Below are 15,148 nucleotides of genomic sequence, written 5' to 3' on the forward strand. Positions count from 1 at the left end.
AATCGATTACATTTTGTTATATATTTGCATTACAAAACCACTTAATTTACCATAAAAAATGAAATCAAAATTAATTTTACTATTTCTAATAGTAAGTACGAATCTTATTTCGGCACAAAACTATTATATGACAGCGCCCGAAGGTTTTGGCGCTAATGCAACTGGAGGTGGAAACGCGACACCAGTAACCGTTTCAACTCTAGCAGATTTAACTGCAAAGCTGAAACTGACCACACCACAAGTTATTTTGATTTCTGGCACTATAAATTGTACTTACACTAGCCTATTGATTAATGACAAAACCATAATTGGTCTTCCGGGTGCACGATTAGTGAGTACTGACCAAACTGCAGCAGGATCTGGAATCTTAAACATAAAACCAGGATCAAATAATATCATCATCCGAAATTTAATTTTTGAAGGACCTGGTGCTTATGATGTTGACGGTCACGACAATCTTACTTCTGAAGCAACAAATCTTTGGGTTGATCATTGCGAATTTCAAGATGGAATGGATGGCAATTTTGATAATAAAGGAGCTGCTGATAATGTGACTATTTCATGGACAAAATTCACATATTTAAAAACTCCTAAAGCAGGAGGTTCCGGCGGAGCCGATGATCATAGATTCTCAGATTTAGTTGGTTCAAATAAAAGCGATGCTCCAGCTGACGGACATTATAGCATCACTTTTAAAAATTGTTATTGGGCCGAAGGATGTAAAGAAAGAATGCCGAGAGGAAGAAATACAGAACTTCATATTTTGAATTGCTATTACAACACTTCAGTTTCTGGCTCTTTGGCAATTGGTTTAGGAGGAGGTGATAAAAACTCTACTTGTTATGTTGAAGGAACTGATTTTGCAAAAATCGGAACTGCATTTAAAAACTATATCAGTACAGACGGCGGGACAGTTGGAATTAGCTTTGTAAACTCTTTAAAAGCTCCAGCAGATTATGGCGATGCTGTTGCAAAACCTACTTACGCCTATACTGCACTTCCTGCGTCAGATGTTGCGGGTTATGTTACTAATACTTCTTGCGGTGCCGGCGCGACGCTTCAAGTAGCCGCCGATGGCAAAATCGCATCAAGTTGTAACAACTTAGGAATGGGTGAAAAAAAAAGTCTAGACGTAAGTCTTGACTATTACCCAACGGTTGTGGACAGCATTTTGAACATCAAATTTTCAAGTTTGGAAAACGGAAAGGCTTCTATAAACCTATTTTCATCTAATGGTGCAAAAGTATTTACAAAATCAAAAAACATTACACCGGATGAAAAGGTAGAATTAAATCTTGGAAATCTTGCAAAAGGGGCATATGTCTGCAAAATTCAAATTGAAAACAGAACAAAAACTTTTAAGATCATTAAAAACTAAAGTTTTTTTTATAAAAAAAGGTCATTGAAATAAATCAATGACCTTTTTACTTTTTACAGCTTACTTTTCACATTTAACAAAACTAAAAAGCCGCTTTCATTTTATCTTTAATCGCATCTAAGCATAAATTATTGATACTTCCTTCATGCGTATGTTTGGTTTCTTTTGGAGATTTATACGTTCCTGCTTCCAATTGTTCTGCAACGGCTTTGTAAGCATCTCTAAACGGCATTCCCGCAACAACCATTTCGTTTAAAGTATCAACCGTAAACAAATAATCATATTTTTTATCTTCTAAAATATGATCTTTTACTGTAATATCTTTAATTGAGAAAATTGCAATATCTAAACAAGATTTTAAAGTCTGAATTGCTGGAAACAAACCTTCCTTCAAAAGCTGCAAATCTCTGTGATAACCGCTTGGAAGATTATTTGTAATTAATGTGATTTCGTAAGGAAGCGCCTGAATCTTATTGCATTTTCCTCTGATTAATTCGAAAACGTCTGGATTCTTTTTATGAGGCATAATACTTGAACCCGTTGTAAGATGCGCCGGAAGACCAATGAAATCGAAATTCTGACTCATATACAAACAAACGTCCATTGCAAATTTTGACAATGTTCCTGCAACACTTGTCATTCCAAAAGCAACTGTTTTCTCCGCTTTTCCACGGCTCATTTGTGCTGCAACAGCATTGTATTTTAAGGTTTCGAAACCTAATTCTTTTGTTGTAAATGTTCTGTTGATTGGAAATGAACTTCCGTAACCTGCAGCAGAACCTAACGGATTCTGGTCTACAATTTTTGACGCTGCGTTCAACATTGTAATATCATCAATCAAGCTTTCAGCATAAGCAGAAAACCACATTCCGAATGACGATGGCATGGCGATTTGTAAATGCGTGTAACCTGGCAATAATACATTTTGATGTTTTTCTGCCGATTCCATTAACAAGTCAAACAATGTTTTTACCTGCTCTTTTATGGCTTTTAATTCGTCTTTTAAATACAAATGAACATCTACTAAAACTTGATCGTTACGAGAACGTGCCGTGTGGATTTTCTTTCCTGCATCGCCAAGTTTTACGGTTAAAAGATATTCGATTTTAGAGTGAACATCTTCAAAACTATCTTCGATTTCGAAATTACCAACTACGATATCTGCAATAATTTCGTTTAATGCATCAACCAAAGAAGTCGTTTCTTCCTGAGTTAACAAACCAATCTGTCCCAGCATTTTGGCATGCGCGATTGAACCTAAAGCATCGTATTTTGCTAAAACTAAATCAAGTTCACGATCGTTTCCTACTGTGAATTGTTCAATTTGTTTATCGGTTGGTATTCCTTTTTCCCAAAGTTTCATAGGTACTATTTTTAGAAACCCGACAGGTTTTAAAAACCTGTCGGGTTTAATTTCGTTTCAATTATAATTTAAAGAAATCAGTTAGTATTTTGATATACAAGTCGACTCCTTCTTCAATTTCATTTACAAAAATAAATTCGTCTGCTGAATGCGAACGCAATGTTTCTCCCGGTCCTAATTTTAAAGACTGACAGCTCAAAACGGATTGATCTGAAAGTGTTGGCGAACCATAGGTTGTTCTTCCTAAAGCGATTCCCGCCTGAACTAGACCGTGTGCGATTGGAATAGACGAAGCGTTTAAGTGCATGGATCTTGGCGTTACTTCGGCATTTACATTTGCTTTTACAACTTCCAAAATTTCAGCGTTTGTATAACGGTCAGTCACACGAATGTCAACTACTAAATCACATTCTGATGGCACTACATTATGCTGTTTTCCGGCATTAATCTGTGTTACAGTCATTTTTACAGGACCCAAAACGTCTGAGATTTTGTCGAATTTATAGTTCTTAAACCATTCCATTACCGGAATTGATTTGTATAAAGCATTATCATCATTTTGATGTGCGGCATGGCTTGCAGTTCCTTTCACTTTAACATCTAAAACTAAAAGTCCTTTTTCGGCAACTGCCAATTGCATTAAAGTTGGTTCTCCTACAATCGCGCAATCTAATTCTGGTAAATGTTTTAAAACACTATTTAATCCATTTTTTCCACTGCTTTCTTCTTCGGCGGAAGCCACAATTACAATATTGTGAGAAAGGTTTTGATTTTCGTAGAAATGAACAAAGGTTGCTAGTAATGAAACTAAGCATCCGCCAGCATCATTACTTCCCAATCCGAATAATTTCCCATCTTTTTCGATCGCTTTAAAAGGATCGTTGGTATACGCCTGATTTGGTCTTACTGTATCGTGATGTGAGTTTAGTAAAAGTGTTGGTTTGTTTTCGTCGAAATATTTGTTGAAAGCCCACACATTGTTGTTTTCTCTCTTGAAAGGAATTTCATTCTGATTGAACCAATTTTCGATTAAAAGAGCCGTCTGATCTTCTTCACTTGAAAATGAAGGGGTTTCGATTAAGCTTTTTAATAAACTAATTGCTTCTTGGGTAAGCGTATCTATATTTTTCATTTTAATAAGGTTCAAAGGCTCAAAGGGACAAAGCAACAAAGTTTTTGAGCTTTCCTTTGACCATTTTTACTTGCGCAAATTTATTTAAAATACCTCGTGCACTCTATTTTTTTGCCACTAATTACACGGATTTTCAAACATTATTTTTTTATCACAGATTTAAAATCAAAATAAACTTTTTGATGTATATCTAAAATTATTTTCTCTTTTAACAGAGAAAATTAATGTCAATTCGTGGCAACATTTTTTACAATGTAATCGTTGTATGCGGAATATTTGAATTTTGAAGCATTCTGTGATGTCCAATTTTGATTTTCTGCACCCCTCTTGACAAACTATTAAAGCAGTTATCCAATTTTGGAATCATACCAGAATGGATTACTTTTTCTTCTTTTAGTTTATTGTATAATGTTTCGTTGATTTCTGTAATTACAGATGAATCGTCTTCTGAATCCATTAAAACACCTTGTTTTTCAAAACAATATGTCAATGTAACGTCAAAAACTTCAGATAAAGCAATTGATAATTCGCTTGCAATGGTATCCGCATTGGTGTTTAACAATTGTCCGTTTTTGTCGTGTGTAATCGCACAGAAAACAGGAACAACTCCAGCTTCTAATAAAGTTGCCAGTAATTTGGTATTCACTTGTTTTACATCGCCTACAAATCCGTAATCAATTGTTGGGTGATTTCTTTTTGTGGACTGAATTAAATTTCCGTCAGCTCCAGAAAAACCAATTGCGTTATTGTCTTTCGCCTGTAACTGCGCTACAATATGCTTGTTGATTTGTCCTGCGTAAATCATCACGACAACATCAAGCATTGGAGCATCTGTAATTCGGCGTCCGTCAATCATCTGCGGAACCAAACCAATACTCTGCGCCATTTTTGTAGCCGATTTTCCACCACCGTGAACTAAAACTTTATAACCTTCAATTTTAGAAAAATCGGTTAAAAATTGTTCTAATTCTGCAGGATTATCGATGATGTTTCCACCTATTTTTATTACTGATACTTTCATAAGATTCTAAGTTTCTGAGATTCTAAGTTACTAAGTTTTTTATGTGCAAAGTTTCTTAGCATCTTAGTAGCTTAGAATCTTAGCAACTTTAAAAAAATTATATTTTTTTAAGAATCTTTTGTAAAACTAATTGTGCCGAATACGTTCTGTTATTTGCCTGCTCGATTACGATTGAGTTTTCTCCGTCTAGGACTTCGTCGCTAACGATTACGTTACGACGAACTGGAAGACAGTGCATGAATTTTCCATTGTTGGTTAAAGCCATTTTTTCAGCTGTAACAGTCCAATTTGGATCGCTGTTGGTTACTTTTCCGTAATCGTTGAAATTACTCCAGTTTTTTACGTAAACGAAATCGGCATTTTCGAAAGCTTTGTTTTGATCATATTCGATTGTACAATCTTGTGTAATTTCTGGACTTAATTCATAACCTTCTGGATGTGTTATTACAAAATCCATATCTTTTTGCATTTGCATCATTTCTACGAAAGAATTGGCTACTGCCTGAGGTAACGCTTTTGGATGTGGTGCCCAAGAAAGAACCACTTTTGGTTTATGCTTTGTCTTGAATTCTTCCATCGTAATAGCATCTGCCAAAGACTGTAATGGGTGACGAACAGCACTTTCCATATTTACGATTGGCACTGTAGCATATTTCAAAAATCCTGAAATTACAGTTTCTTGATAATCTTTTTCCTTATCAACCAAACCTGCAAAAGCACGGATTGCAATAATATCACAATATTGAGAAACTACTTCTGCTGCTTCTTTGATATGTTCTGAAGCACCAGAATTCATCACAGCTCCATCTTCGAATTCTAATGTCCATCCTTCGTTGGTAAAGTTCATTACCATAACGTTCATTCCTAAGTTTAAAGCTGCTTTTTGAGTACTCAAACGTGTTCTTAAACTCGGATTGAAGAATAACATTCCCAAAGTTTTGTTCTTTCCTAAACTCTGATTTTTAAGCGGATTTTTTTTGATTTTAATCGCTTGTTTTACCCATTTTGATAATGAGTTGATATCTTTTATTGAAATATAGTTCATTTGTTTTCTTTTTAATTTAGATAATGTGATAATTAGAAAATTAGATAATTCTGTCATTATCTAATTGACTCATTAGATTATTTTAGTAAACGGAATTTCGTCGTTTAATGCCTTCAAAATAAAATTATCATTCAGCCCATTTACAATCCAGGTTTCGATGTTTGCCGCTTTTGAAATTGCCGCTGCTTCTATTTTAGATTGCATTCCTCCTGTTCCGTGTGATGATTTCGATTCGCCGATTTCTTTTTCGAGCGATTTTAAATCATTTACCAATTTTATCGTTTCCGGATTTTCATTGTGAATTGATTCTTTGGTGTAAATTCCGTTTGTATTAGTGGCAATTATCAGAATATCAACATTTAAAAGAACCGCTGTTAAAGCCGCTAATTTATCATTATCTCCAAACCGAATCTCATCTGTGGCAACGGTATCATTTTCATTGATAATCGGAATGTAATTGTTTTTAACTAATACATTAATGGTATTTACTATGTTCTTTTTGGTCTGCTCTTTTTCGAAATCAGAATAAGAAAGCAAACACTGAGAAGTATTTAATCCTAAATCCTTAAAATTTTCATTGTAAATCCGCATTAAATGAGGCTGTCCGATAGAAGCTAAAGCTTGCTTTACAAAAACATCTTTATCTTGATTATCCAACTTCACAAATTGTTTTGCTGCCGCAATTGCTCCTGAACTCACTATGATAAACTCATATTCGTCGTTTAAAGCTGCAATCTGAATTCCAAGGTCTTCAATCTTTCCCCGCGAAATATGATTGGTTTCTTTGGTTAAAGTATTACTTCCTATTTTTAATAAAATCCGTTTCTTACCCATTGTTGTTGTTTTGCTGCGATTTTTTTTAACCGCAAAGTGCGCAAGGTTTTTGATATACTTTGTGCTTACAAACGCTAAGTTCGCAAAGCTTTATCTATAATTAAATTCCAATAAATAAATTCCAAATTCCAATAATCTAAAATCTGAACTCTAAAATCTACAATTATCTAATCTGTCCTTCTCCGTAAACGTACCATTTGTTTGTTACCAAATGCTGTAAACCAATTGGGCCTCTTTGGTGTAATTTATCGGTACTGATTGCTAATTCTCCACCAAGACCAAATTGTCCGCCGTCTGTAAAACGGGTTGAGGCATTTTGATAAACTGCAGCAGCATCGATCGATTCCATAAACTGCTGTGCAACTTCATCATCTCTAGTTATAATTGCTGCAGAATGTCCTCCGCAGTATTTATTGATCATATTAATGGCATGCTCTTGAGAATCTATGGTTCCGATTACGATTTTGTAATCTAAGAACTCTTCATACCAAATATCTTCGTTTTCAATTGTTTTAGTATTTTCGAAATTCTCTAATGATTTATCTACAATAACTTCCACTTTTGCTTCCATTAAAGCTTCTATCAACATTGCAACAAAACCTTCAAAGTTTGGCAATTTCGAATCGATTAAAACTTTATCCAAAGCATTACAAGCCGAAATTTTAGATGTTTTAGCATTCAAAATCACTTTTAGAGCCAAATCAGTATCTGCTTTTTCATGAACGTAAACAAAATTATTTCCTCGTCCGCTTACGATTACGGGACAAGTTGCGTGTGCTTTTACAAACTCAATTAGCTTTTCTCCGCCTCTTGGAACTATTAAATCAACTTTTTGAGTTGGTTTTTCTAAGAAAGCTTGAGTTTCTGTTCGGTTGTAATTCAGATACTCTACCCAATCTTTTGAAACTTCGTTTTCTTCTAAAGCTTTATGCCAAAGACTTACGATTTTCAAGTTTGATTTTAAAGACTCTTTTCCTCCTTTTAATAAAATCTTATTTCCAGATTTAAAAGCGATTCCACCCGCTTCTATTGTAACATCTGGACGCGATTCGTAAATAATTAAAATCGTTCCGAAAGCAGCGGTTTTATTCACCACTTTTATTCCATTATCATGTGTAAAATGAAAACGCTCAACGCCAATGGGATCTTCCTGAGAAGCTAACTGATTTAACGATAAAATCATTTCGTCAACTTTTTTATCATCGACTTTTAAGCGTTCTTCCATCGCTAAATCTGAGCCATCGTAATCTGATAAATCTTCCTGATTAGTCAAGATTATCTCATTCCGCTCCTGCTCGACCAGCTTTGCCATAGTCCGCAAAACCGCATTGCGTGTTTCAATTGATAATGGTTTCATTTTTTTGGTTTAATTGGTTAGTTGGTTTAATCGTTAATTCGTTTAACCGGTTAATCGATTAAACGAATTAACGATTAAACGATTAAAGTTCTTCCAAACTTTCTTTTAAAGCTTTTACAAACGTATCGATATCAGCTTTTTTGACAGTTAAAGGCGGTAAAATTCTTAACAGATTTTTATTGTTCGCGCTACCTGTAAAAATGTGTTTTTCGATGATTAATTTCTTTCTTAAAGCTGCTACATCAAAATCAAATTCCACTCCAAGCATTAAGCCTTTTCCTTTTACTTGTTTGATTCCGTCAACTTCTTTGATTTTTTCTAAGAAATATTCGTAAACTTCATTTACATTCTTTTGTAAATCTAGTTTTTCAATTACATCTAAAACTGCAATTCCTGCTGCACAAGATAAATGGCTTCCGCCGAAAGTAGTTCCTAATAATCCGAAACTAGCTTCGAATTTTGGAGAAATCAAAATCGCTCCAACTGGGAAACCGTTCCCCATTCCTTTTGCAACTGAAATAATATCAGCATTGATTCCGTGGTGTTGGAAAGCGAAGAATTTCCCGCTTCTTCCGTATCCAGATTGCACTTCGTCTAAAATCAAAACAACATCATGTTTTTTACATACTTTTTCTAAAGCCTGGAAAAATTCAGTTGTTCCTTGATCTAAACCTCCAACTCCTTGAATTCCTTCGATAATTACTGCTGTAACATCACCTTTAGCCAGTTCAGCTTCAACCAATTCGATTTGGTTTAAAGGTAAAAAAGTAACTACTTGTTGCGCATTTATTGGAGCAACAATCTTTTTATTATCTGTAACCGCAACTGCCGCAGAAGTTCTTCCGTGGAAAGAATTGTGAAAAGCTACGACTCTTGATTTTCCGTTATGGAAAGAAGCTAATTTTAAAGCATTTTCGTTTGCTTCAGCTCCAGAACTGCATAAAAATAATTCGTAATCCTCAAGACCAGAAAGTTTTCCTAATTTCTGAGCCAGTTCCACCTGTAAAGGGTTTTGAATAGCATTAGAATAGAAACCTAAATTATCTATCTGATTTTTAAGTTTAGCTACATAATCCGGCTGTGTGTGTCCGATAGAAATCACACCGTGTCCGCTGTATAAATCTAAATATTCTACTCCTTTGTCATCAATAATTGTACAATCTACTGCTTTTACTGGAGTTATGTCGTATAATGGGTAAACGTTGAATAAGTTCATCTTTTCTTTTTAGTTGTTGGTTGATTGTTGTTGGTTGATGGTCTTATCTGATGTTTCCATCAACTGTAAACCAACAACTATCAACTATTATTAAAATCCGCTTGGTTTCAAATGTAAACCTGTGGTTTCTTCTAAACCGAACATTAAATTCATGTTTTGAATTGCTTGTCCTGAAGCACCTTTAGTTAAATTATCGATAATTGATGTTATGAGAACCCGGTTTCCTTTTTTCAATAAACTAATAATACATTTATTCGTCTGCACCACTTGTTTCATGTTTATGTTTGTTGTGGTAACGGTTACGAAAGGCTCATTTTTATAGAACTCTTCATATTTTGCAACCAATTGCTCCAAACTATCATCGCATAATGTATAAAGCGTTGCAAAAATTCCTCTTGGAAAATCTCCCCTATTCGGAATAAAAAGCAATTCGCTGTCAAAATCATCTTGCAACTGAACTAAGCTTTCTCCAATTTCGCCTAAATGCTGGTGTTCAAAAGCTTTATAATGCGACATATTATTGTTTCTCCAACTGAAATGAGAAGTTTCTGAAAGACTTACTCCTGCCCCAGTACTTCCGGTTGTTGCATTAATATGTACATCATTATTCAGCATATTATGTTCTGCTAATGGCAATAAAGCCAATTGAATAGCGGTTGCAAAACAACCAGGATTTGCGATATAATTTGCTTTTTTGATTTCGGCTTTATTGATTTCAGGCAATCCGTAAATAAAATCTTTTCCTTCGAAATGCGCATCTTTATTCAATCTGAAATCATTTCCTAAATCGATGATTTTAGTATGACTTGCAAACTGATTTTCTTTCAAAAATGAAATCGATTTTCCGTGACCTAAACATAAGAAAACAACATTCACATTTGGATTGATTTCATCTGTAAAATTCATTTCAATATCACCCATCAAATCTTGGTGCGCTACAGAAAGAGGTTTTCCAGCGTTTGTTGTACTGTAAACAAAATCGATGTTTACTTTGGGGTGATACATTAAAATTCTGATGAGTTCTCCGGCCGTGTAGCCCGAACCACCAATAATTCCGACATTAATCATGATCTAATTTGTTTACAGATGAGAATATGTTTTGTGCATTTCCTAAAATCTTGATAAATCCTTTTGCATCGTCAGATGTCCAAGCATTGTTCATTTCTCCGTATTGGCCGAAACCTGTGTTCATTAAATCATTTTCAGATTCGATTCCGTCCAATGAGAAATGATATGGTTTTAAAGAAACTGTTACCGTTCCGTTTACTGTTTTTTGTGTGTCTTGCAAGAAAGTTTCAATATTTCTCATAACTGGATCCAAGAACTGACCTTCATGAAATAACATTCCATACCAGTTTCCTAATTGCTCTTTCCAGTATTGTTGCCATTTTCCAAGAGTGTGTTTCTCTAATAAATGGTGCGCTTTGATAATAATTAAAGGAGCAGCAGCTTCAAAACCAACTCTTCCTTTAATTCCGATAATAGTATCTCCAACGTGAATATCTCTACCAATTGCGTAAGCACTTGCTAGTTTTTCAAGAGCTACAATATTATTTGAAGGTTTATCTGTTTTTCCGTTTAAACCAACTAATTCTCCTTGTTCAAAATGAAGCGTTACTTTTTCTTCTCCTTCTTTTTGTAATTGCGAAGGATAAGCTTCACTTGGCAATGGTTGTCCTGAAGTCAAAGTTTCTTTTCCTCCAACACTTGTTCCCCAAAGTCCTTTATTGATAGAATATTGTGCTTTTTCCCAAGAATAATGAACTCCGTTTTGAGCTAAATAATCAACTTCTTCTTGTCTTGATAATTTTAAATCTCTAATTGGAGTAATAATTTCGATTTCTGGAGCAATAGTTTGGAAAATCAAATCGAAACGAATTTGGTCATTTCCTGCACCTGTACTTCCGTGAGCGATTGCAGTAGCTCCTACTTTTTTCGCATATTTTATAGCTTCAATTGCTTGAAAAACACGCTCAGCACTTACTGATAATGGATAAGTATTGTTTTTTAATACATTTCCGAAAATCAAATATTTTATAGCTTTATCGTAATATTTATCTAAAATTGTTAAGTTGGCGTGTTGTGCACTTCCTAACTCATAAGCTCTTTTTTCAATAGCTGTTAATTCTTCAGCAAAAAATCCTCCTGTGTCAACAAGAACAGTGTGAACTTCGTATCCTTTTTCATTTTTTAAATATTTCAAACAATACGAGGTATCTAATCCTCCGCTATAAGCTAATACTACTTTTTTCATTTTTTATAATTTAGGCTAATACTTTCGTATGTAGCAGTTTGAGATTTTTTCTATTTTAATGGGTTAAACAAAAAATGCTATTATTTTATTTAAGAATAAAGCTTGTTTAATTTTTTTAAGTCTGCTTAAAACAGCCTCGTTAAAAGGATGTCTTGGCGGTGTTTTTTGTTTTTCTTTTGGGTCATATAACATTCCTGTACAAAGACACATTTTGTTTTCCTTGCTTTGTAAAATTGGGAAGTTAGTACAAGTTTTACAACCTGCCCAGAAACTTGGATCGGTTGTTAATTCTGAGAACGGAACTGGTTTATAGCCTAATTCAGAGTTAATTTTCATTACCGCCAAACCAGTTGTAATTCCAAATATTTTAGCATCTGGGAATCTTTTCAAAGAATATTCAAAAACTTTTGATTTTATCTTTTTTGCCAATCCTAAACTTCTATAGTCAGGATGCACAATTAATCCCGAATGCGCCACGAATTTTCCGTGTTGCCAGCTTTCGATATAACAAAAACCTGCAAATTTCCCGTCTGCCAGAGCAATCATCGCATCACCATTCGACATTTTTTTCTGAATGTACTCAGGAGTTCTTTTAGCAATCCCCGTACCTCTTAACAAGGCAGATGATTCTATCGTATCGCAAATTTCTTGTGCGAATTTGAAGTGTTCTTCCTGGGTAACAACAATAGAGATCTTCATTTTCAATAATTGAAGTTAGAGTTAAAAATTAAAGCATATTGATTCGTTTGAAATCCAGAATTGAATCCAATAAAATTAAGCAAAATAGAAGTAACATTCTCAAAATCAAAAACTTGATCAAGAAAATTTACAAAATAATAAATACTTTTAGGATATGTTTGTCCAATGGACAAATTATGTGATTTCAAAATGAAAAATGGATATGAATAAATATACGGCTATAAAACTCAGTGAACACTATAGAGATAGCGTCCGTACTTCGGGAGAAGTAATCGGTGAGTTTGTCCGTGACAAAGAAGTTATATGTAAACTTATTTTATTCATCGGTGCAAAATTACATTATTTTTTAATTCACAAAACAAAAAATTAAAATTCTAACATTTTTTTTACGTTTTGTGAATATACAGAAAAACAAAACCCGATAATTGCTGACAACTATCGGGTTATAAATGATTTAAAAATATCTTAAACTTTAATTCTTAGTAAATGGAATTGATTTACCATCAGACAAAATCATATCAACAGCAGTTTTAGCTTCGTTGAATTTGAACTTCACTCCTGCTCTTTTTGATTCAAACGTATCTTTTTCTCCAGGTACTGGTTTTACTGAGAACTTAGGATAATCTGTCAATTCAGCATACAAAGCACTGTTTTTCTCTGTGAATTCAATTTTAACAGGCGCTTTAGAAGTTGAATAATTTCCTAAATAACCATCTAAAATCACATCTTGCTCCACTTTGCCTTTTCCTGCTGTCCAAACGTTATTTGATTCATTGAAATCAGGAAATGCATGATCAGGATCCAAGGTAATGCTTTCTATTTCTTCGGTAGAATTATGCTTGAAAGACCAATCATTATTACGTTGCCAAATTTCTACTGGCAAATTAACTCGAGTAACTTTTCCGCTTTTTGTTTTAACATCCAAAACAATCGGCATTGGCATTTTTTCAAAATTTTCAACTGTAATAATTACACCTTTTGCAGGATCATTTTTCACGTATTTAATTGAATTAACACCTTGGTCAAAACGCCAGTTGTTTACGTACCAGCTTCTCCAGAACCAGCTTAAATCTTCTCCAGCAACATTTTCCATCGATCTAAAAAAATCATCTGGTTGTGGATGTTTGTAAGCCCAACGCTGAATATAAATTCTAAAAGCGTTATCAAAACGTTCTTTTCCTAAAATTTGCTCTCTCAAAATCACCAACCCAGCGCTTGGCTTAAAATAACAAAGCATACCAATATTGGCTTCCTTCATATTATCAGGAGAACTCATAATAGTTTCTAAATCAGGTCTAGTAAATGGTTCTGCCTGTTCGTGCAAATCTGTTGGTTTTTCTTTGTATTCACCATTATTGAAAGCGGCAGTACTTAATGAATTGATAAAAGTATTGAATCCTTCATCCATCCATGCAAATAATCTTTCATTTGACCCCACAATCATTGGAAACCAAATATGCCCAAATTCATGGTCTGTAACTCCCCAAAGATCCTCTTTCTGAGACTTCCATCCACAGAAAACAATTCCAGGATATTCCATTCCACCTTCATTTCCTGCAACATTAGTTGCAACTGGATAAGGATATTCGAACCATTGTTTTGAATAATGCTCGATTGCTCCTTTTACATATTCACTTGAGCGTCCGTATGCGTCATTTCCATTACTTTCAACTGGATAAGCTGATAATGCCAAAGCTTTTTTACCGCTTGGCAAGTTGATTTTTGCTCCATCTAAAATAAAAGCTGAAGACGATGCCCAAGAAAAATCACGTGCATTTTTGATTTTATAGTGCCAAGTTTTTTCAGTTCCTACATTTGCGTTTGCTGTAGCGTTAACTTCGTCAGCGGTACGAATCATAACAGTTTTGTCACTGTTCGAAGCGTCTTTGTATCGTTTTAATTGTTCTGCCGAAAGAACTTCAGCACCATTGATTAATTCTCCAGAAGCTACAACGTATTGATTTCCTGGAACCGTCAATTTTACGTCAAAATCTCCGTACTCTAAGTAAAACTCAGAAGCTCCTAAATACGGTGCCGTATTCCATCCTCGCACATCATCATACACACACATACGTGGATACCATTGTGCAATTGTAAAGATTTTTCCATTCTTAGTTTCCAAAACCCCCATTCTGTCAGATCCTTCAAAAGGAGCAATAAACGAGAATTCGATTTTGATTTTTACAGAAGCTCCTTTTGCTGCTAATTCTTGCGGAAGAAAAATCTGCATTCTAGTATCTGTAATAATATATTTCGCTTCAACTTCTGTTTTAGTTTTTCCTCCTGAAATTATTTTTACAGATTTAATCTTGTTTCCTCCATCAAAAACCTGACCTTGAGCCCCGTTGCGACTTCCTGTCAAAGGCACAACTGCGTTTCCTCTAGAATCATCTTTAAATAAATTTTGATCTAAATTCAGCCAAAGAAAACCTAATTTGTCGGGACTATTATTGGTATAAGTTATTTCATCTGTACCTGTAATTTCGTTGGTAAGTGCATTCAATTTTGCCGAAATCTGATAATCGGCTCTATTTTGCCAATATTCCGGACCAGGTTGACCACTTGCAGTACGTGTCGAAGTTCCGTTTTTAGTATAAAAATGCGGAGCAAAGGCATCATGATAATTGTAATTGTTTGCCGGATTTGTTGTGGTCGCCTGCGTAGATTGCTGCGCCCATACAGAAGAAATCCCAAAAAATAAAGCCGCGGTTAAAATGGCTTTTGCAGATTGCTTTTTCATATTTTTTAGCTGTTTATGTAGCAAATTAATGAAAAAAAATACTATTTACGGAGAAATACCCAAGGTTAAATTTAATTTTAGCAAAATTTTATTAATTAAATAAATTAAG

General features: G+C 34.4%; 13 protein-coding genes. 2 read left to right on the top strand and 11 right to left on the bottom strand.

From position 1 onward, the window contains the following. Positions 1-58 precede the first annotated feature (58 nt). Positions 59-1,378 (top strand): T9SS type A sorting domain-containing protein, encoded by a 1,320-nt coding sequence (locus EYY60_RS21825; RefSeq protein ID WP_132991385.1) that lies wholly within the window; start codon positions 59-61, stop codon positions 1,376-1,378. 82 nt (positions 1,379-1,460) lie between these two features. On the opposite strand, the gene argH is transcribed toward EYY60_RS21825, so the two are convergent. From argH to EYY60_RS21875, 10 genes are all read right to left on the bottom strand, one after another. Beyond that, positions 1,461-2,741, bottom strand: coding sequence for an argininosuccinate lyase (gene argH / locus EYY60_RS21830; protein WP_132991386.1), 1,281 nt, complete (start codon positions 2,739-2,741; stop codon positions 1,461-1,463). Positions 2,742-2,802: 61 nt separating this feature from the next. Continuing rightward, positions 2,803-3,873 (bottom strand): M20 family metallo-hydrolase, encoded by a 1,071-nt coding sequence (locus EYY60_RS21835; RefSeq protein ID WP_132991387.1) that lies wholly within the window; start codon positions 3,871-3,873, stop codon positions 2,803-2,805. A gap of 247 nt (positions 3,874-4,120) precedes the next feature. Further along, positions 4,121-4,894 carry an acetylglutamate kinase gene (argB, locus tag EYY60_RS21840; protein ID WP_132991388.1) on the bottom strand — a complete coding sequence of 258 codons (774 nt, stop codon included), beginning with the start codon at positions 4,892-4,894 and terminating at the stop codon, positions 4,121-4,123. A gap of 97 nt (positions 4,895-4,991) precedes the next feature. Further along, positions 4,992-5,939 carry an N-acetylornithine carbamoyltransferase gene (locus EYY60_RS21845; RefSeq protein ID WP_132991389.1) on the bottom strand — a complete coding sequence of 316 codons (948 nt, stop codon included), beginning with the start codon at positions 5,937-5,939 and terminating at the stop codon, positions 4,992-4,994. Positions 5,940-6,011: 72 nt separating this feature from the next. Further along, complete coding sequence (proB, locus tag EYY60_RS21850; protein ID WP_132991390.1) at positions 6,012-6,773, bottom strand: glutamate 5-kinase; 762 nt, start codon at positions 6,771-6,773, stop codon at positions 6,012-6,014. Positions 6,774-6,936: 163 nt separating this feature from the next. Then, entirely contained in the window at positions 6,937-8,130 is a 1,194-nt protein-coding gene (locus tag EYY60_RS21855) for a glutamate-5-semialdehyde dehydrogenase (RefSeq protein ID WP_132991391.1), read from the bottom strand. Positions 8,131-8,212: 82 nt separating this feature from the next. Continuing rightward, positions 8,213-9,346, bottom strand: a complete 1,134-nt coding sequence (locus EYY60_RS21860) for an aspartate aminotransferase family protein (protein ID WP_132991392.1) — start codon at positions 9,344-9,346, stop codon at positions 8,213-8,215. A gap of 90 nt (positions 9,347-9,436) precedes the next feature. Beyond that, positions 9,437-10,414 (bottom strand): N-acetyl-gamma-glutamyl-phosphate reductase, encoded by a 978-nt coding sequence (gene argC / locus EYY60_RS21865; RefSeq protein WP_132991393.1) that lies wholly within the window; start codon positions 10,412-10,414, stop codon positions 9,437-9,439. Beyond that, entirely contained in the window at positions 10,407-11,600 is a 1,194-nt protein-coding gene (locus tag EYY60_RS21870; protein ID WP_132991394.1) for an argininosuccinate synthase, read from the bottom strand. Before EYY60_RS21870 ends, argC begins: the two co-directional genes overlap by 8 nt. Before the next feature lie 63 nt (positions 11,601-11,663). Continuing rightward, positions 11,664-12,299: a GNAT family N-acetyltransferase gene (locus tag EYY60_RS21875; RefSeq protein ID WP_132991395.1), complete on the bottom strand. Its 636-nt coding sequence runs from the start codon at positions 12,297-12,299 to the stop codon at positions 11,664-11,666. 202 nt (positions 12,300-12,501) lie between these two features. Between EYY60_RS21875 and EYY60_RS22355 the strand changes: the two genes are divergently transcribed. Further along, the gene (locus tag EYY60_RS22355; protein WP_162847920.1) at positions 12,502-12,669 is read left to right on the top strand and encodes a hypothetical protein; all 168 of its coding nucleotides are present in this window, start codon (positions 12,502-12,504) and stop codon (positions 12,667-12,669) included. Positions 12,670-12,771: 102 nt separating this feature from the next. On the opposite strand, the gene EYY60_RS21880 is transcribed toward EYY60_RS22355, so the two are convergent. After that, entirely contained in the window at positions 12,772-15,039 is a 2,268-nt protein-coding gene (locus tag EYY60_RS21880; RefSeq protein WP_132991396.1) for a M1 family metallopeptidase, read from the bottom strand. Positions 15,040-15,148 lie beyond the last annotated feature (109 nt).

Origin of the sequence: Flavobacterium zhairuonense (assembly GCF_004352915.1) — a bacterium.
Taxonomy (GTDB): Bacteria; Bacteroidota; Bacteroidia; order Flavobacteriales; family Flavobacteriaceae; genus Flavobacterium; species Flavobacterium zhairuonense.